Annotated in this window: 15 protein-coding genes; 8 read left to right on the forward strand and 7 right to left on the reverse strand. The window is 73.1% G+C overall.

Going from position 1 to position 18,777, the window contains the following annotated elements; all coding sequences use genetic code 11:
* Positions 1-148: 148 nt before the first annotated feature.
* From ACFC79_RS20500 to ACFC79_RS20515, 4 genes are all read left to right on the forward strand, one after another.
* Positions 149-3,700, forward strand: coding sequence for a DNA polymerase III subunit alpha (locus ACFC79_RS20500; protein WP_376242057.1), 3,552 nt, complete (start codon positions 149-151; stop codon positions 3,698-3,700).
* On the forward strand, positions 3,697-4,716 hold the full coding sequence (locus ACFC79_RS20505; RefSeq protein WP_376242059.1) for a hypothetical protein: 1,020 nt from the start codon (positions 3,697-3,699) through the stop codon (positions 4,714-4,716). Before ACFC79_RS20500 ends, ACFC79_RS20505 begins: the two co-directional genes overlap by 4 nt.
* A 188-nt stretch (positions 4,717-4,904) precedes the next feature.
* Positions 4,905-5,792, forward strand: coding sequence for an esterase/lipase family protein (locus tag ACFC79_RS20510; protein WP_376242060.1), 888 nt, complete (start codon positions 4,905-4,907; stop codon positions 5,790-5,792).
* Positions 5,793-5,956: 164 nt separating this feature from the next.
* Complete coding sequence (locus ACFC79_RS20515; protein WP_376242062.1) at positions 5,957-7,504, forward strand: trifunctional class I SAM-dependent methyltransferase/NUDIX hydrolase/VOC family protein; 1,548 nt, start codon at positions 5,957-5,959, stop codon at positions 7,502-7,504.
* Between the two features lie 103 nt (positions 7,505-7,607).
* On the opposite strand, the gene htpG is transcribed toward ACFC79_RS20515, so the two are convergent.
* The 3 genes from htpG to ACFC79_RS20530 all read right to left on the reverse strand — a co-directional run bounded on the left by htpG (position 7,608) and on the right by ACFC79_RS20530 (position 11,106).
* The gene (htpG, locus tag ACFC79_RS20520; RefSeq protein WP_376242064.1) at positions 7,608-9,539 is read right to left on the reverse strand and encodes a molecular chaperone HtpG; all 1,932 of its coding nucleotides are present in this window, start codon (positions 9,537-9,539) and stop codon (positions 7,608-7,610) included.
* 171 nt (positions 9,540-9,710) lie between these two features.
* Complete coding sequence (locus tag ACFC79_RS20525) at positions 9,711-10,205, reverse strand: DUF402 domain-containing protein (protein WP_376242065.1); 495 nt, start codon at positions 10,203-10,205, stop codon at positions 9,711-9,713.
* Positions 10,186-11,106, reverse strand: a complete 921-nt coding sequence (locus ACFC79_RS20530) for a GNAT family N-acetyltransferase (RefSeq protein WP_376242067.1) — start codon at positions 11,104-11,106, stop codon at positions 10,186-10,188. The genes ACFC79_RS20525 and ACFC79_RS20530 overlap by 20 nt, the downstream gene beginning before the upstream one ends.
* A 69-nt stretch (positions 11,107-11,175) precedes the next feature.
* Between ACFC79_RS20530 and ACFC79_RS20535 the strand changes: the two genes are divergently transcribed.
* Positions 11,176-11,553, forward strand: a complete 378-nt coding sequence (locus tag ACFC79_RS20535; protein ID WP_376242069.1) for a GntR family transcriptional regulator — start codon at positions 11,176-11,178, stop codon at positions 11,551-11,553.
* A gap of 238 nt (positions 11,554-11,791) precedes the next feature.
* Here the strand turns inward: ACFC79_RS20535 and ACFC79_RS20540 are convergent, their stop codons facing one another.
* A complete protein-coding gene (locus tag ACFC79_RS20540; protein WP_376242071.1) occupies positions 11,792-12,886 on the reverse strand; it encodes a DUF5925 domain-containing protein in 1,095 nt (364 codons plus the stop codon).
* Between the two features lie 226 nt (positions 12,887-13,112).
* On the opposite strand from ACFC79_RS20540, the gene ACFC79_RS20545 reads away from it, so the two are divergent.
* Both ACFC79_RS20545 and ACFC79_RS20550 read left to right on the forward strand, forming a co-directional pair.
* A complete protein-coding gene (locus ACFC79_RS20545) occupies positions 13,113-13,922 on the forward strand; it encodes an SGNH/GDSL hydrolase family protein (protein ID WP_376242072.1) in 810 nt (269 codons plus the stop codon).
* A gap of 271 nt (positions 13,923-14,193) precedes the next feature.
* Positions 14,194-14,457, forward strand: coding sequence for a hypothetical protein (locus ACFC79_RS20550; RefSeq protein ID WP_376242074.1), 264 nt, complete (start codon positions 14,194-14,196; stop codon positions 14,455-14,457).
* A gap of 332 nt (positions 14,458-14,789) precedes the next feature.
* On the opposite strand, the gene ACFC79_RS20555 is transcribed toward ACFC79_RS20550, so the two are convergent.
* Positions 14,790-15,596, reverse strand: coding sequence for an ABC transporter permease (locus ACFC79_RS20555; RefSeq protein ID WP_376242076.1), 807 nt, complete (start codon positions 15,594-15,596; stop codon positions 14,790-14,792).
* Positions 15,593-16,570 carry an ATP-binding cassette domain-containing protein gene (locus ACFC79_RS20560; protein WP_376242078.1) on the reverse strand — a complete coding sequence of 326 codons (978 nt, stop codon included), beginning with the start codon at positions 16,568-16,570 and terminating at the stop codon, positions 15,593-15,595. The genes ACFC79_RS20555 and ACFC79_RS20560 overlap by 4 nt, the downstream gene beginning before the upstream one ends.
* 64 nt (positions 16,571-16,634) lie before the next feature.
* On the opposite strand from ACFC79_RS20560, the gene ACFC79_RS20565 reads away from it, so the two are divergent.
* On the forward strand, positions 16,635-17,342 hold the full coding sequence (locus tag ACFC79_RS20565; RefSeq protein ID WP_376242080.1) for a TetR/AcrR family transcriptional regulator: 708 nt from the start codon (positions 16,635-16,637) through the stop codon (positions 17,340-17,342).
* A gap of 158 nt (positions 17,343-17,500) precedes the next feature.
* Here the strand turns inward: ACFC79_RS20565 and ACFC79_RS20570 are convergent, their stop codons facing one another.
* Positions 17,501-18,730, reverse strand: coding sequence for a type ISP restriction/modification enzyme (locus ACFC79_RS20570; RefSeq protein WP_376242082.1), 1,230 nt, complete (start codon positions 18,728-18,730; stop codon positions 17,501-17,503).
* Between the last annotated feature and the right edge of the window lie 47 nt (positions 18,731-18,777).

Below are 18,777 nucleotides of genomic sequence, written 5' to 3' on the forward strand. Positions count from 1 at the left end.
CAAAGGCGCGGGGGGAGTCGGCCGGGGCCGGTGCCGTGTCCCGTACCGGATCGTTCCATCCCGCCTCGGGTATCGTACGAATGTTCGAAACTTGGTTTATGGTGGAGAGCGAGGGGGTGGTGAGTACGGATCGGTCCAGGAGGTGCGGGTGCCCGGGTTCACGCATCTGCATACCGTCTCCGGATTCTCCGTGCGGTACGGGGCCTCGCATCCGGAACGGCTGGCGCACCGCGCCGCGGAACGGGGGATGGATGCCCTCGCGCTGACCGACCGCGACACGCTCGCGGGAGCGGTCCGCTTCGCCAAGGCATGCGAGCGGTCCGGGGTGCGGCCGGTCTTCGGGGTGGATCTCGCGGTGGGGGCAGCGGCAGGGTCCGGGGCGGCGGAGGATACGAGAGGCGGCGGGCTCACGCATCGGCTGCGGGCCCCGGTCCGCGGCGGTGCCTTTGTCGACGAATCCGCACCCCGGGTCACCTTTCTCGCCCGGGACGGTGCGCGGGGGTGGGCGGAACTGTGCCGCCTCGTCACCGCCGCGCACGCCGGGACGGGCCCCGCGCACGCCGGTGCCGCGCGCGCCGGTACCGGACAGCCCCTGGTCGACCGGTCCGCGCTGTCCGGCGAGGGGCTCGTCGTGCTGCTCGGCCCCGCCTCCGACGTCGGCCGGGCGCTGGCCGCCGGCCGGCCGGACCGGGCCGCCGCGCTGCTCGCCCGCTGGCGGGAGGTCCACGGCGACGACCTGCGCCTCGAAGCCGTCCACCACGGACGCGAGGGCACCGGACCCGGTTCGCTGCGGCTCGCCGCCCGTACCGTCGGTCTCGCCGCCGAGCAGGGCGTGCGGGCCGTGCTGACCAACGCCGTCCGGTACGCCGATCCCGGGCAGGGTCCGGTCGCGGACGTGCTCGACGCGGCCCGCCGACTGGTTCCCGTTGATCCCCGCCGTGCCCCGCTGGACAGCGGTGAGCGCTGGCTGAAGGATGCCCGCGCGATGGCGGAGACCGCCGAACGGATCGCCTCCGCCGCCGGGCTCGGGCAGGGCGCCGGGGCGCGGCTGCTCGCGGAGACCCGGCGCACCGCCGACGCCTGCGTCGTAGACCCCGAGGACGACCTCGGCCTCGGCACCGTCCACTTCCCCGAACCGCGCCTCGTCGGCGCCGACCGTCGCACCGCCCAGCGGGTGCTGGCCTCCCGCGCCGCCGCCGGCATGGTGCTGCACGGCTACGACCGCAGGCGCGACTACTGGGAGCGGATGCGCCGGGAACTGGACATCATCGCGTACCACGGTTTCGCCTCCTACTTCCTGACGGTCGCTCAGGTCGTGGACGACGTGCGGGCGATGAAGGTGCGGGTGGCCGCCCGGGGCTCCGGCGCGGGCTCCCTGGTCAACCACCTCATCGGGATCGCGCACGCCGACCCGGTCGAGCGCGGGCTGCTGATGGAGCGCTTCCTCTCCAAGCGCCGCGCCGTGCTGCCGGACATCGACATCGACGTCGAGTCCGCCCGCAGGCTCGACGTCTACCGCGCGATCATCGGGCGCTTCGGCACCGAACGGGTCGCGACCGTCGCCATGCCCGAGACCTACCGGGTGCGGCACGCCATCCGGGACGTCGGTGCCGCGCTCTCCATGAACCCCGCCGAGACCGACCGGCTCGCCAAGGCGTTCCCGCACATCCGGGCCCGCGACGCCCGCGCGGCCCTGGCGGAACTGCCCGAACTGCGTGACGTGGCACGGGAGAAGGACCGCTACGGGCGGCTCTGGGAACTGGTGGAGGCGCTGGACGCCCTGCCGCGCGGCGTCGCCATGCACCCGTGCGGGGTGCTGCTCTCGGACGCCTCGCTGCCGCACCGGGTGCCCGTCGTGCCCACCAGCGGGGAGGGCTTCCCGATGGCGCAGTTCGACAAGGAGGACGTGGAGGACCTGGGGCTGCTCAAGCTCGATGTGCTGGGCGTGCGGATGCAGTCGGCGATGGCGCACGCGGTCGCCGAGATCGGGCGGGCCTCGGGGCAGGACGTGGACCTGGACGCCGTACCGCCGGGCGACCCGGAGACGTACCGGCTGATCCGGAGCGCCGAGACGCTGGGCTGCTTCCAGATCGAGTCGCCGGGCCAGCGCGACCTGATCGGCAGACTCCGGCCCGCCGACTTCCACGACCTGGTGGTCGACATCTCGCTGTTCCGCCCCGGACCGGTCGCCGCCGACATGGTGCGGCCGTTCATCGAGGCCCGGCACGGCCGGGCGCCCGCGCGCTACCCGCACCCGGATCTGGAGGGGCCGCTGCGCGAGACCTACGGGGTGGTCGTCTTCCACGAGCAGATCATCGAGATCCTCGACATCATGACCGGCTGCGGCCGGGACGAGGCCGACCGGGTGCGGCGCGGCCTCTCCGACCCCGAGTCGCAGGGCCGGATCAAGGTGTGGTTCGCGCAGCGCGCGGCGCAGCGGAAGTACGACGCCGATGTGATCGCCCGGACCTGGGAGATCGTCGAGGCGTTCGGCAGCTACGGCTTCTGCAAGGCGCACGCGGTCGCCTTCGCCGTGCCGACGTACCAGTCGGCGTGGCTCAAGGCGCACCACCCGGCGGCCTTCTACGCCGGGCTGCTCACCCACGACCCCGGGATGTACCCGAAGCGGCTGCTGCTCGCGGACGCGCGCCGACGCGGGGTCCCGGTACTGGGACTCGACGTGAACCGGTCAACAGCCTCTCATCGAATCGAACTGGTGTCTGATGATGAAGGAGGGGAGCCGGTCTGGGGGGTGCGGCTCGCGCTCTCGGACGTCCACGGCATCGGCGGGGCCGAGGTCGCCCGGATCGAGGCCGGACAGCCCTACACCTCGCTGCTGGACTTCTGGCAGCGGGCCAGGCCGAGCAGGCCGGTCGCCGAACGGCTGGCCCAGGTCGGCGCGTTGGACGCGTTCGGCGCCAACCGGCGCGATCTGCTGCTGCACCTGTCCGAACTGCGCGGCAATCGGCGGAACGCGGGTTCCGGTGCCGGTATGCAGCTCCCGCTCGGCGGCGGGCGCCGGACCGGCGCCATCGGGCTGCCCGACCTCAACGAGGCCGAACGCCTCAGCGCCGAGCTGGGCGTCCTGAGCATGGACGTCTCCCACCATCTGATGGACGATCACCACGCGTTCCTGAAAGAACTCGGAGCGGTCTCCGCCCAACGGCTGCGCGAGGCACGGCACGGGCAGACCGTGCTGGTCGCGGGTGCCAAGGCGGCCACCCAGACCCCGCCGGTCCGGTCCGGCCGCCGGATCGTCTTCACCACCCTGGACGACGGCAGCGGCCTGATCGACCTGGCCTTCTTCGACGACAGCCACGCCGCCTGCGCGCACACCGTCTTCCACTCCTGGCTGCTGCTGGTGCGCGGAGTGGTGCAGCGGCGCGGGCCGCAGAGCCTGAGCGTGGTCGGCTCGGCCGCCTGGAATCTGGCGGAGCTGGCCGAACTGCGGCGTACCGGCGGGCTCGACGCGGTCGCCGCGCGACTCGCCGAGGAGCCGCCCGGGACGGGCGTCCCCGGGGAAGCCGGTCCCGACGGGGCCGACACCGAGGCGGCCGGACGGGCGACGAGGGGCGACGGCCGCCGCCTCCGGATGCCCACCGGGTACGAGATGAACCCCTGGGCCGACCTCCAGCCGCCCGGCGAGGGCGTCGCCACCGGCAGGAAGCTGTGGCACCAGAGCCCGGGGAGCGCGGGATGAGCACCGCACACGACGAACCGGGAATCCTGTACCTGCGGTTCCGCAGGGTCGGCGGCGGCCCCCCGGACGCCGCCGGATACGAGGGGCTGCTCGCCCTGCTCGGCGCGTTCACCCCGGTGGTCGAGGCGGCCCCGCCCGACGCGGCACTCGCCGATGTGCGCGGCGCGCTGCGCTACTTCGGGCGGGACGCGAGGGGGCTGGCCGCGATGATCCGGGTCCGGGCGCTCGCCCTGCACGGTGTGGACTGCGCGATCGGTGCCGCGGAGAATCCGATGCTGGCCCGGGCGGCGGCCCGCCGGGCCGCGCCCGGAGCGACCTGCGTGGTGCCCCGGGGCGCGGGAGCGGGCTTTCTCGCGGTCGAGCCGGCCACGGCCCTGGACGGTGTCGGCGCGGCGACCGCCCGCACCCTGCGCGGCTACGGGCTCGACTCGGCCGGCCGGATCGCGGCGACCCCGCTCGGCACCCTGCAACGGATCGCCGGCGTCCGGACCGGGCGGGAACTGTGGGAACGCTCGCGCGGCATCGACCGCACGGCGGTCGCGCCGGGCGCCCCCGTCCGGTCGACGGCCGCCGAACGGACCTTCCCGCGCGACGAACTCGATCCGGACCGGCAGCGCCGCGCGCTCCTGTCGCTCACCGAGGAACTGGGGGCCAGGATGCGCGGGGACGGACAGGTGTGCCGGGGGCTCACGGTCGTCGTGCGCCATGTCGGCCGGACCGGATACACCACGCTGAGCCGCAGCCGTACGCTCCCGGAGCCCACCGCCCATTCCGCGGCCCTCACCGCGCTCGCGTACCGGATCCACGACTCGTTCGGGCTGCAGCGGGCCCGCGTCCGGGGGATCGTGCTGCGCGCGGAGGGGCTGATGGACGCCGAACGGGCCGCGCACCAGCTGACGTTCGACCCGGCGGACGAACGGGCGCGCCGGATCGAGGCGGTGGCGGACCGGCTGCGGGAGAGGTTCGGCCCGCAGGCCGTGATGCCGGGGCGGCTCGCGGCGCGTCGGCCCGCATGACCCGTCGTCGCGGCGAACCACCAGTTTTTACCGACGCGTAACTTCCCCTGGCACCCTACTCGCGCGTAATTTGGCATGAGCACGCAGTAGGTCGCCCGAGTGCGGTGGACCGGCTGCCGCACCTCGTGGTCCGGGCCGCAGGGCATACCCCCCATCGCAACCCCCTTGAGCCGCAAGGAGATCACACGATGCTGCCCCGGACCCGTGCGTCGCGCATGCCACGTGCGCGAAGGATCCTCGCCGCACTGCTCCTCGCCGTCGCCGCCGTCGCCACCCCCACGGCTACGGCCGCTGCCGCCCCCGCCGCCGCGGCCACGTCCCGCGGCTGGAACGACTTCTCCTGCAAGCCCTCCGCGGCACACCCCCGCCCGGTCGTCCTGGTCCACGGGACCTTCGGGAACTCCATCGACAACTGGCTGGTCCTCGCCCCCTACCTCGTCAACCGGGGATACTGCGTCTACTCCCTGAACTATGGTCAGCTGCCCGGCGTACCGGTCTTCCACGGCCTCGGCCCGATCGAGGAGTCGGCCGGCCAGCTCGCCGCGTTCGTCGACAAGGTCCTCGCCGCCACCGGGGCGTCCGAGGCCGACCTCGTCGGCCACTCCCAGGGCGGGATGATGCCGAACCATTACCTGAAGTTCCTCGGCGGCGCCGCCAAGGTGAACGCCCTGATCGGCATCGCCCCCGACAACCACGGCACCACCCTGCTCGGCCTGACGAAGCTGCTGCCGTACTTCCCGGGGGCCGAGGACCTGCTGAACGAGCACACCCCCGGTCTCGCCGACCAGGTGGCGGGCTCGCCGTTCATCACCGCGCTCAACGCGGGCGGCGACACCGTGCCCGGAGTGCGCTACACCGTCATCGCGACCAGGTACGACGAGGTCGTGACCCCGTACCGCACCCAGTTCCTGGACGGTCCGGACGTGCACAACGTCCTGCTCCAGGACCTGTGCCCGGTCGACCTCTCCGGGCACGTGGCGATCGGCACCATCGACCGGATCGCCTTCCACGAGGTGGCGAACGCGCTCGACCCCGCCCACGCCACCCCCACCACCTGCGCCTCGGCCATCGGATAACCGAAGGGACGGGACGGTGCGGGAGGCCCGCCCGGATGCCACCGGTGCCCCGGGCGGGCCTCCCGCACCGCGTGCCACTCCCGTCCGCGGGCGGCGGCGATCCGGCCCGTCACGAATCCGGCCCATCCGACGACGCCGTCGGTGACGGATGGCACGATCGACCCATGACGACGATCGACTGGGATTCCGCGGCCGACTCCTTCGACGAGGAGCCCGACCACGGGCTGCTCGACCCGGTGGTCCGGCACGCCTGGGCGAGGCGGCTGGAGAGCTGGCTGCCCGGCGGCCGCTCGGACGTCCTCGACCTGGGGTGCGGCACCGGAAGCCTCGCGCTGCTCGTCGCCGGGCAGGGCCACCGGGTCACCGCCGTCGACCGGTCGCCGCGCATGGTGGAGCAGGCCCGGGCCAAACTCGTCGGGACCGGCACCGAGGTGCTCGTCGGGGACGCGGCCCGGCCGCCCGTCGGCAAGCAGCAGTTCGACGTCGTCATGGTCCGGCACGTGGTGTGGCTGCTGCCCGACCCGGCGGCGGCCCTGCGCCACTGGTTCACCCTGCTGCGGCCCGGCGGCCGGCTGATCCTGATCGAGGGCGTCTGGGACGGGGTCGGCCTGCCCGTCGGGCGACTGACCGGACTGCTCTCGGAGTTCACCGAGCGCATCCACCACGAGCGGCTCTCCGACGACCCGGATCTGTGGGGCAAGCAGGTCGACGACGAGCGCTACGCCCTGGTGGCCCGTGTCGAACCGCCGCGGCGGCACACCGAGGTCGTCGACGTGCACCTGATACTCCGCCGCGGCCCGGACGTGCTGCTCGCCCGCCGGGCCGGCACGGGATACGCGGACGGGCTGTTCAACGGCCCGTCCGGGCACGTCGAGGACGGCGAGGACGTCCGCGAGGCGATGATCCGCGAGGCCGCCGAGGAGATCGGCGTCGAACTCGGCCCGGACGAGCTGCGGGTCGCGCTGGTCATGCAGCACCGCGGCCCCGGCGGCCGTCCCCGGACCGGTTGGTTCTTCGAGGCCGAGTACGATCCCGCCCGCCCGCCGTACAACCGCGAGCCGGACAAGTGCTCCGAGCTGGCGTGGTTCCCGCTGGACGCGCTCCCGGACGACATCGTCGCCTACTGCCGGGCCGGGCTCGACGGCTACCGCGCCGGGGAGCACTTCCTGATCCACTGGCACGAGGACGGCGATCCCGTGGCGTACCGCCCGCACGGCGTCCGGCGTGCCGTCGCGCTCCCGGCCGGAGGGGCCGGCACCGGAGGGGTGCACCACATCGAGCTGTGGGTGCCCGACCTGCGGGTCGCCGAGCAGGGATGGGGCTGGCTGCTCGGCGAGCTGGGCCATGTCCCGTACCAGCACTGGGAGCACGGGCGGAGCTGGCGACGCGGCGAGAGCTACGTGGTCGTCGAGCAGTCGCCCGATCTGACCGGGGGGACGCACGACCGGTGCCGTCCCGGGCTCAACCACCTGGCGTTCCACGTCCGGGACCGGGCCACCCTGGACGCGCTGGTGGCCGAGGCCCCGCGCCACGGCTGGCGGCAGCTGTTCCCGGACCGCTACCCGCACGCGGGCGGGGACGAGCACGTCGCCGCCTATCTGGAGGACGCGGCGGGATACGAGGTGGAACTGGTCGCCGGTGTCCGGCAGGCCCGCCCGGCGCCGCCGGAGCCGGACCCGTACACCGACGTATGGGAACGGCGCCGGGAGTAGGGGCCGCCCGCCGCCCGACCGGAGCCGCCCGGCGGGCTTCCGGCCGTCGGCCGGACCCGGCAGCGACCCGGTCCGGCCGACGGCGCGGTACTCCGTCGCCCCGCTAAAGGGTGCGTTCGAGGCGGTCGGCCATCAGCCTGACGAAGCGCGACGGGTCGCCCAGCTCCCCGCCCTCGGCCAGCAGCGCCAGGTCGTGGAGGAGCTCGGCGGTCTCCTCCAGGCCGGTGCCGTCCTGCTCACCGAGCTCGCCGTGCGCCCGGTTGAGACCGCTGACCAGCGGGTGCCCCGGGTTGAGTTCGAGGATCCGCTTGACGTGGGGGACCGGCTGGCCCATGGCGCGGTACATGTTCTCCAGCGCCGGAGTCACATCGTGGGTGTCCGAGACGATGCAGGCGGGCGAGACGGTGAGACGCGAGGAGAGCCGGACCTCCTTGACGGTCTCGCCGAGCTGCTTCGACATCCAGGAGAGCAGGTCCGCGTACTCCTGCTGCCGGCTCTCCCGCTCGGTCGCCGCCTCCTTCTTCTCGTCCTCGGTGCCGAGGTCGACCTCGCCCTTGGCGACGGACCGCAGCTTCCTGCCGTCGAACTCGGGCTCCGCCTCGACCCACACCTCGTCGACCGGATCGGTAAGCAGCAGCACCTCGACGCCCTTGTCCCGGAACGCCTCCATGTGCGGGGAGTTCTCGATGGCCTGCCGGGACTCGCCCGCGAGGAAGTAGATGTGCTCCTGGCCCTCCTTCATCCGCTCCACGTACTGCTGCAACGTGGTCGGTTCGTCCTTGTCGTGCGTCGTGGCGAAGGAGGCGATCTTGAGGATGGCGTCGCGGTTCTCGAAGTCGCTCAGCAGCCCCTCCTTGACGACGCGGCCGAACTCCCGCCAGAACGTGGCGTAGCGATCCGGGTCGGCGGACATCATGTCCTTGACCGTCGACAGCACCTTCTTCGCCAGGCGTCGGTGCATCATCTGGATCTGGCGGTCCTGCTGGAGGATCTCGCGCGACACGTTGAGCGACAGGTCCTGCGCGTCGACGACCCCCTTCACGAACCGCAGGTACGGCGGCATCAGCGCTTCGCAGTCGTCCATGATGAAGACACGCTTCACATAGAGCTGGATGCCGCGCCTGTACCCCTGCATGAACAGGTCGTGCGGCGCGTGCGACGGGATGAAGAGCAGTGCCTGGTACTCGAACGTGCCCTCCGCCTGGAGCCGGACGGTTTCGAGCGGGGCCATCCAGTCGTGGCTGATGTGCTTGTACAGCTCGTGGTACTCGTCGTCCGACACCTCGTCGCGCGAGCGCGCCCAGAGGGCCTTCATCGAGTTGAGGGTCTCGGGTTCGCGCGGGGCGTCCTCGGAGCCGTCCGCGGCGTCCGCCGTGTCGGCGGCCTCCGGGACCATCCTGATCGGCCAGGTGATGAAGTCCGAGTACCGCTTGACGATCTCCCTGATCTTCCACGGGGAGGCGTAGTCGTGGAGCTGGTCGTCGGCGTCCTCCGGCTTGAGCCGGAGCGCGACCGAGGTGCCCTGGGGGGCGTCGTCGACGGACTCGATCGTGTACGTGCCCTCGCCGGTCGACGTCCAACGGGTGCCCCGGGACTCACCCGCCCGCCGGGTCAGCAGCGTGACCTCGTCGGCCACCATGAAGCTGGAGTAGAACCCGACCCCGAACTGACCGATCAGCCCTTCGGCCGCGGCGGAGTCCTCGGCCTCCTTGAGTTCCCGCAGGAACTTCGCGGTGCCCGAGTTCGCGATGGTTCCGATGAGCTGGACCACCTCGTCGTGCGACATGCCGATGCCGTTGTCCCGCACGGTGAGCGTGCGGGCCTGCTTGTCGGTCTCGATGTCGATGTGGAGGTCGGAAACGTCCGCGCCGAGCGAGTCGTCGCGGAGCGCTTCGAGCCGCAGTTTGTCGAGCGCGTCGGAGGCGTTGGAGACGAGTTCGCGCAGGAACACGTCCTTGTTCGAGTAGATCGAGTGGATCATCATGTGCAGAAGCTGGCGCGCTTCCACCTGAAACTCGAACGTCTCAGTGGGCATATCCGTGATTCCTTCTCAGGTCACCGGGTGGGGAACTGACCCGAGAACTTTAGATCAACGGTTGATCACGGAAACTCCCTTTCGCTCGATCCGGGGCCGGGACCGGCCACCGGGGAGCGGCCGGGCCGGCCCCGATCGCGGGGGCCGGCCCGGCCGTACGGCATCCGCGGATCAGACCGGCAGCCCCGCGAGACCTTCCGTCCGGGCCAGGCGCTCCAGCTCGTCCAGCGCCCGGCGGGCCGCGTCCGAGGCCGCCGGATCGCGGTCGGCGAGCCCGCTCGCCGCGAACTCGTCCTCGTCCAGCCGCAACACGGCCGACCCGTCCGCCGACACCCACAGGTCGAGGTCCAGATCCTCGACCAGCAACTCCCCGTCGCGCAGCACGGCGGGGCGGGTGACGTCGCAGTACCAGCCCTTGAGTTCGCCCGCCGCGGTGCGGACCTCCTTCACGGCGTACCACCGGTCGCGCCAGTAGTGCTCCGTGAACACGTCGCCGGGCTCGAACCGGACGAAGCCGAAGTCACGGACGCCGGGCGCCGCCCAGGCCGCCCGCACCGTGACGCGGGTACCGTCGTCGTGGACGAGTTCCGCCGGGTAGCCGATCTTGGTCCGTCCGCCCTTGGCGAGGGTGACCGTCAAGGTGTTCTCAGCCGAGCTCGCGGACATGGCGCACCTCCGTCGCGCAGATCTCGTAGCCGAACCAGTGGTTGATGGCCAGCATGGGCCCGTTGTCCGCGTCGTTGCCGGTGTACGCGTCGGTGTATCCGGCGGCGCGCGCCCGGAGCAGCGAGTCGGTCTTGGCGAGCTTGGCCAGGCCCCGGCCGCGGTGGGCGCGCACGGTGCCGGTCATCCCCGACATGTAGCGGGTGCGGCCGTCGGTCCGCGCCGCGGTGAACGACGCCACCTTCCCGTCCACCACCACGACCGAGGTGAGTTCGTGGTCGAGTGCGGGATGGCGCCAGGTCCGCCGGAGCCAGTCCTCGTAGTCGTCGAGTTCGGCCGGGGTGTCGCTCGGTTCGTCGGCCGTGGCCTCGGCGTCCGCCTCGAAGAGCGGGCGCGGATCGTCCGCGAAGTCCGCCCCCGAGCGCAGCTCGACGCCCGCCGGGAGGGCCGGAAGGGACGGCAGCGGACCGCCCGCGAGATCGAGACGGAGGAAATGCGCCGAACGACTCGGCGCGTAGCCGCGCTTCTCCGCGAAGGCACGGTTCGACGGGGTGTCGAGCACCCAGGAGTAGACGGTGCGCGCCCCCTCCCGCGCCAGGTGCTCCTCGGCCGTCCGCAACAGCAGCCCGCCCGCGCCGTGCCCGGTGCGGTCCGGATGCGTGTACGGGTCGCAGAACGCCTTGCCGGGTTCGGGGCTCTCGTACGCGAGGCCGGTCCGGGCGACGGCGACGATCTCCCCGTCCTCCTCGGCGACCAGCAGCCGACGGCGCTCGTCGGGGTGGGCGGAGGCGAGGTCGAAGGCGACCTGTTCGGGGGTGGTCACGAGGTAGGGCATCGCCGCGCGCACCACCCGTGTCCAGGCGGCGGCGTCGGTGGGCAGGAAATCGCGGACGAGGACGGTCATGGGCCGGACGGTACGCGTGGGCGGTGCCGGATCGCCTCCGGTTTTCCCGCAGTGGGGGACAATCGGGGCGTGACTTTCAAGATCGTCCTTGATCCGGACTCCGGTACCGCCCCGTACGAGCAACTGCGCGCCCAAATCTCCGAGTTGGCCCGTTCGGGCACGCTTCCGGTCGGTTTCAGACTCCCGACCGTACGCGGCTTCGCCGAGGAGCTGGGCCTCGCCGCCAACACCGTCGCCAAGGCGTACCGGGTGCTGGAGGCCGACGGGGTGATCGAGACGCGCGGACGCAACGGCACGTTCGTCGCGGCGTCCGGTGGCGCGGCGGACCGGCACGCGGCGGACGCGGCGCGGGACTACGCCGAGCAGGCGCGGCGGCTGGGTCTGTCGCGGGCCGATGCGCTGTCCCTTGCCGAGGCCGCGGTGCGGGCGGCGTACGCGGCGCACTGAGCCGGTGCGGGGCCGGGCCCGGCGCGCCCCGCCCGGCGGTGCGGCGCCGGATGCGGTCCGGGGCGGAGCTCCGGCCGCTCCGGCCTGAGGGCCGCCCCTGAGGGCCGCCCCTGAGGGCCGCCCCTGAGGGCCGCCCCTGAGGGCCGCCCCTGAGGGCCGCCCCTGAGGGCCGCCCCTGAGGGCCGTCCGAGGGCCGGGAGTCCGACCGGCGGTCGGCGGCCGCCCCGGTGACCGGGCGTCAGAGATAGAGGCCCGCGTCCGCGCCGGTGTCCTGCCGCGGCACCGACGCCGGGCCGCCGCCGCGCCGCAGCGCGTACAGCTCGGCGAGCGTGGCGCCCTCCCGGCCGAGCCCTTCCTCCGTGCCCAGCCAGCCGACCGCCTCCTGACGGGTCAACGGGCCCACCTCGATCCGGGCGAGGCAGCGTCCGGGCCGGACCACGGCGGGGTGCAGCTTCTCCAGGTCCTCGTTGGTGGTGACACCGACCAGGACGTTGCGGCCCTGGCCCAGCAGCCCGTCGGTCAGGTTCAGCAGCCTCGACAGTGCCTGGCCCGCCGTGTGCTTGGCCTCGCCGCGGATCAACTCGTCGCAGTCCTCCAGGAGCAGCAGCCGCCAGCGCTCCTTCGTCGTGCCCTCGTCCTCGCCGACCGCGATGTCCATCAGATAGCCGACGTCGTTGAACAGCTGCTCCGGATCGAGTACGCAGTCGACCTGGCACCAGTCCCGCCAGGAGCGCGCGAGCGTGCGCAGCGCCGACGTCTTGCCGGTGCCGGGCGGACCGTGCAGCAGGAGCAGCCGTCCCGCGATGTCGTCGGGCGTGACCTTCATCAGCCGGTCCATCGCGTCGGCCACCGGGGCGGTGTAGTTGCCCCGGACCTCGTCCCAGGCGCCGGCGGCGATCTGCCGGGTGGTGCGGTACGGGCCGCGGCGGGGCGACGCGTACCAGAAGCCCATCGTCACGTTCTCGGGCTGCGGCTCGGGCTCGTCCCGCACGCCGTCCGTCGCCCGGTCGAGGACCTTGCGGGCCAGTTCCGGGCTGGTGGCGGTGACCGTGACGTCGGCGCCGTGGTTCCACCGGGAGACGAGCAGGGTCCAGCCGTCGCCCTCGGCGAGCGTGGCGCCGCGGCTGTCGTCCCGGGCGGCGCGCAGCACCGAGGCGCCGGGCGGCAGGAGGGTGGCATCGGCCTTGACCCGGTCGAGGGAGGTGTTGTGGGAGTAGGGCTGCTCGCCCGTCGCGAAACGGCCCAGGAACAACGCGTCGATGACGTCGGCCGGTGAATCGCTGTCGTCGACGGTGAGCCGGATCGGCAGCGCGGACTCGGGGTTGGCGGACATGTCGCCCATGATCCGGCACGGGGATATCCGGCGCACCCGGGTTTCACCGCCTTTTCAGCCCGCTTCCGGAGGGAGGTCGGCGTCCATGACGTGAACTCAGGGGGGCGTGCGGACGCACTCGTCGGACCAACTTGGCATGAACACTTCCGGGAAGGGTGTGGGTACTGCTACCACGGAGTCGGCAGACCGCGGCGGAGATCCTGCCGGTCGGTCCAAGGGAGGCTCCATGAAGATGTCCAGACTCGCGGCGCTCTCGTCCTCGCTGCTGCTCGGTGCGGTGCTCGCGCTGACGGGGGCGGCCACCGCCGCCGCCGCGCCGTCCGCCCGGGCGGTCGACTACGTCGCCCTCGGGGACTCCTACTCCTCGGGTGTCGGATCGGGCAGTTACGACAGCGGCAGCGGTTCCTGCAAGCGCAGCAGCAAGGCATACCCCGCCCTCTGGGCGGCGGCCAACGCGCCCTCGTCCTTCGCCTTCGCCGCCTGCTCGGGCGCCCGTACGGGTGATGTGAAGTCCGGTCAGCTCGGCTCGCTGAACTCCTCGACCGACCTCGTCTCGATCTCCATCGGCGGCAACGACGCGGGCTTCGCCGATGTGATGACCACCTGCGTCCTCCAGTCGGAGGCCACCTGCCTGAACCGGATCGACACCGCCCGCAGCTACGTCGCCACCACCCTGCCCGGCAACCTGGACTCGGTGTACTCGGCGATCCGGGCCAAGGCGCCGTCCGCCCGCGTCGTCGTCCTCGGCTACCCGCGCTTCTACGAGATCGGCGGCAGCTGCGCCGTCGGCCTGAGCGACAAGGTGCGCTCGGCGATCAACGCCGCCGCCGACTACCTCAACACGACGACCGCCAAGCGTGCCGCCGACCACGGATTCGCCTACGCCGATGTCGCGGGCAGGTTCGGCGGGCACGAGATCTGCTCCGGGAACGCCTGGCTGCACAGCGTCAACTGGCTCAACATCGGTGAGTCGTACCACCCCACGGCGGCGGGGCAGTCCGGCGGATACCTTCCGGCCCTCGCTGCGGCGGCCTGATCACCCGTCGTGACGACACGCCGGGCCCGTTCGGAATCCGGACGGACGGGGGGTCTCCTGTGCGGAGGTCCCCCGCACGGTGCCTCGTCTTTCCGGCACGGGAAATCCCGTGCCGCTCTGTCCAAGTCGCCCTGGAATCGGAGGGATATGGAGACTGATCGTCAACCTCCGTATGTGTGTGCGAGCACGTGCCCGGGATGCACGAGTGTCCTCGCGGGAGGATAGGGTTACCCTGCCCGGGCCGGGTGCCCTCGTACGGGTGGGGAGTGACATGGAACAGATAACGGTGCGTAGCAGGCCGCGTGTGCCTGCCATCACATGCGGGAGCAGTGCGACAAGTTCGCGCCTCGACCGCCATCTCGCGGTGCTCGGCGGTCCCGCCGTGTCGCGGCGGGAGGCGGCGGAGGCGACGCTGCTCATGCGCGAGCTGACCTCGCGCGAGGCCGGCCACAGCCGCCGGAGCAGGAATGCGAGGGTCTCGCTCTTCGCTCCGCTGCGTCGGCTGCGCCGGTCGCTCTTCGGTGGCCGCCACTGACCCGACGGCTCGTCACCACCGCTCATCGGCCCCGACCGGGCACTCGGCCGTGTCCCGCCCGGGGCCTTCCCCGGTCGGGGTCCGCCGTGCGGGCCCCCGCCGGGGGTGAATCGGACGGTCGCGTCGTCCGGGCCCTGTGCTGCTGCCTGCCCTCCCGTCATCCCCGGGGCCCGCGGCAGCGCTTCGGCATGCTCACCGGCCGCATCGGCGGGTGAGGGGCGCTCCGCCCGTGTCCCGCGCGTCGGGTGCGGCGGAGGCGCGCAGTCCGTTCCGGTGCCGGTCCTGACCGGCCGCATGTCCGTCCCCTCGCCCGTGGGCGCGGCGCGGACGGGTCATTCGCCGCCGCGTGCGTGACGCCGTACCGTCAGCGGCACGAAGACCGCGAGGAGCGCCAGCGACCAGATGATCGTCCCGGCCACGGGATGGGCGACCGGCCAGGCCGCGTCGGCGGCCGGGGAGGCGTTGCCGAACAGCTCGCGGGTGGCGGAGGCCATGGCGCTGATCGGGTTCCACTCCGCGACCGTCCGCAACCACCCCGGCAGGTTGTCGGTCGGGATGTACGCGCTCGACAGCAGCGGCAGGACGAAGGTGGCGCTGCCCAACTGCCCGGCCGCCTCCTCGTTGCGGATCAGCAGCCCCAGCCAGCAGCCCAGCCAGGACGTGGCGAAGCGCAGGAGCAGCAGCAGTCCGAAGCCGCCCAGGGCGGCGAGCGGGCCGCCCTCGATCCGCCAGCCGGCCGCGAGCCCGACCAGGATCAGCGGGACCATGCCGACCGCCGTGGTCAGCAGATCGGCGGCGGTCTGGCCGAACGGGACGGCCGCCCGGCTCATCGGCAGGGTGCGGAACCGGTCCATCACCCCGCGCTGGCAGTCCTGCGAGGACTGGAACATGCCGACCATGATGCCGTTCGCCGCCGTCGCCGCCAGCAGGCCGGGTACCAGGAACGCGCGGTAGTCCCGGCCGGGCATCGCCAGGGCGCTGCCGAAGACGTACCCGAAGAACAGCAGCATCGTGATCGGCATGGTCTGGGTGAGGATCATGACGCCCGGGGCCGCCTTGATCCGTTGCAGGTGGCGGCTCAGCACGGCCAGGACGTCGGTGAGCGGGGCGCGGGCGGCCGGCGCGGTGCCGATGTTCATGCCGCTGTCTCCTTCGTGGGCGGGGAGGTGCGGACGTCGCCGCGGTCGGTCAGGCGGAGGAAGACCTCGTCGAGTGTCGGGGGGCGCAGGCTCGCGTCGAGGACGGGGACGCCCGCCGCGTCGAGTTCGCGGACGACGCGGGGCAGGGTCAGGGCGGTGTCGGTCGAGACGGCGCCCACGGTGCGACGCTCCGGGTCGAGTGCCGGCTCGGCGCCGGTGAGCCGGTCGAGGACGCCCGCCGCCGGGACGAGCGCCGATTCATGGGCGACGACCACCTCGGCGTAGTTGCCGATGAGTGCCTTCAGCTCGGTCGGGGTGCCGCGGTGGGCGGCGCGTCCCCGGTCGATCAGCACGATGTCGTCCGCGAGTTGGTCGGCCTCCTCCAGGTACTGCGTGGTGAGCAGGACGGTGGTGCCGCGGTCGGCCAGTTCGCGGACCGCGGTCCAGATCTGGTTGCGGCTGTGCGGGTCGAGCCCGGTGGTCGGTTCGTCCAGGAAGAGGACCTGCGGACGGGTCAGCAGGCTGGCCGCGAGGTCGAGCCGGCGGCGCATGCCGCCCGAGTAGGTGCGGGCGGGGCGGTCGGCGGCATCGGCAAGTTCGAACCGCTCCAGGAGCTCGTCGGCGCGGGCGCGGGCGGCCTCGCCCCGCAGCCGGAGCAGCTTTGCGAACAGCCGCAGGTTCTGCCGCCCGGTGAGTTCGCCGTCGACCGAGGCGTCCTGCCCGGTGACGCCGATTGCCGCGCGCACCGCGTCCGCCTCGCGCACCACGTCGTGGCCCGCGACCCGCGCGCTCCCGCCGTCCGGGACCGTCAGCGTGGTGAGGACCCGGACGGCGGTGGACTTGCCCGCGCCGTTCGGCCCCAGCACCCCGCACACGGTGCCCTCGGCGACCGCCAGATCGAGTCCGCGCAGGGCGTGGACGTCGCCGTAGCGCTTCTCCAGACCTTCACTAAGTACAGCGTACGTAGTTGTCATGCGGCCCACCGTATCGCACTACGTACGGTGTACGTAACTACGATGGTGGGCGAGGTGGTGATCCATGGTGGGGCGACCCGCTGTACCCGAAGTGATCTGGGCGCGCCCCGAGCGTGCGGGCCGAGGGCCCCGGCCCGCGTTCAGCCGCGCGGACATCGCGGCGGCCGCCGTCCGCGTCGCCGACGCCGAGGGCTTCGACGCGGTGTCCATGCGGAAGGTGGCGGCGGAGCTGGGCTGCGGCACGATGTCGCTGTACAACTACGTGCCGCGCAAGGAGGACCTGTACGAGCTGATGCTCGACGCGGTCAGCGCCGACTACGACTTCCCGGAGCCGTCCGGCGACTGGCGGGGCGACCTGATCGCCCTGGCCCGCCAGTCCCGCGCGATGATGCACCGGCACACCTGGGTGCCCCGGCTGATGTCGCCCGTGTACGGCTTCAGTCCGAACGCGCTGCGGTACCTGGAGTACGCGCTCAGCTGCCTGGACGGCGTCGACGCGCGGTTCGGCGAGAAGATGGAACTCATCGCCATGATCAACGGGATCGTCACCACCTACGTGGCCAACGAGATCGCCACGGCGGAACGCACCCGCTCGCTGCCCTGGTCCGAGGAGCAGGAGCACGCCGCCCGCACGGCCTACCTGGTCGGCCGGATCGCGACCGGCAGGTACCCGCGGATGGCGGCCGGATTCGCCGAGGACTCCGGGCCGATCGATCTGGACGGGGTCTTCGACCGGGCGCTCGGCCGGGTGCTGGACTCCTTCGCCCGCTGAGGGCCGTCCCGGCCATTCGCGATGGATCGGCGCGCGGCGCCGGATGCGGTGCATCGCAAGGCGCCGCATGACTCCGCTCGCCGACCCACCTCCGATTGCCCCGGGCCGTCAGTGCCGTGACCCGCGACATCCGCCCCGTCGATGGCGGCCCGGCCCGGTCACAGCAGCGCGAACTGCCCGTCCGGGCCCTCCTCCCGGTGATCCAGCACCGATGCGGGGCGCCGGGCCGCGGCGGGGACGGGCAGTACGCCCGCCGCGCGGAGGCCGGCGGCCGTGAGGGCCGGGCCGTCGGCCAGCGCCTCCTGCCGGGGCCGGAGTTCGGCGAGCAGCGCGAGCACCGTGATCAGCTCCAGCAGCTCCGAGGTCCACTCCTGGAGCCAGGCACGCGGCCGGACCCCCTCCAGGCCGTCCGCGCCGTCCCCGCCCGCGGCGACACGACGCGCGAACCAGAGCTCCAGCATCCGGACCCCGCCCACCCGGAACTCCCACGCCCCGGCGGGCACCGGCGAGATGCGGCCCGTGTCCAGCACGAGCACCTCATCGGCCGCGTCGTACGCCAGAGAGGTCGGCGCGGGCGGGACCGGGGCGCGCACATAGGGCCGCCGCCCGCCCGGCAGCCGGGGGCGCTCCCCGCCCCGGGAGCCGCGCAGCTGCACCCGCAGCAGCTCCGCCCCCAGGTCCACCCCCGCCGACCAGCGCGCCGTGTCGGCGGGCAGCGGCACCACGCACCCGGCGGGGGAGCTGCGGGTCGCGGCGAGGATCCAGGCCAGCACGGACCGGTCGGTGACCCCGTCCCCGTGGTGGTGCCGCAGCAGGGCGAGCAGCCCGGGAGCCAGGTTGGGTTCGAGGCCGCCGGGGCGGCGGTACAGCGGCCGGATGCGGCCCGGCCGCCCGGCCGGTGAGTGGCCGTCCGGCAGCAGCGCCGTCACGGACAGCGCCGGTCCGGTGTCCCGGGGGACGTACCCGTGCTCGACGGCGAACAGCTGCTGCCCGTCGGCGACCCGCCACAGCTCGGGGCGGGCGGCGTCGATCAGCCGGTGGTCGGGCAGCAGCCACTGCTCGTCGAACGGTCCGTGCGCGATCCGGACCGGCTCGGGGCAGGGCCCGCTCTCGTGGTCGAACCTGCCGGTGCCGGTGGCCTGCCCGGGCAGCGCCGCCACCGGGGTGCGCGGACCGCGGGAGCGGGTGGGCCGGAAGAGCCGTTCGCGCTCCTCGTCCGGGGCGCGCACCAGACGCTCCCAGCGCGCCCTGAGCGAGGCGGCGTCGGGGGCCGTCACCCAGTGGCGCCCGGTGCGCAACGGCCGCACCGACCAGGGCATCAGATCGTCCAGGAGCGGGGCGTCGTCGCCCCGGGCGTCGCCGGAGCCGCCCGTTGCCCGTGCTGCCACCGTGTCGTCCTCCCCGTCGCCACGTCCGCCCGCTGCCCCGGCATCGT

The organism is Streptomyces sp. NPDC056061 (assembly GCF_042266885.1).
GTDB lineage: Bacteria > Actinomycetota > Actinomycetes > Streptomycetales > Streptomycetaceae > Streptomyces.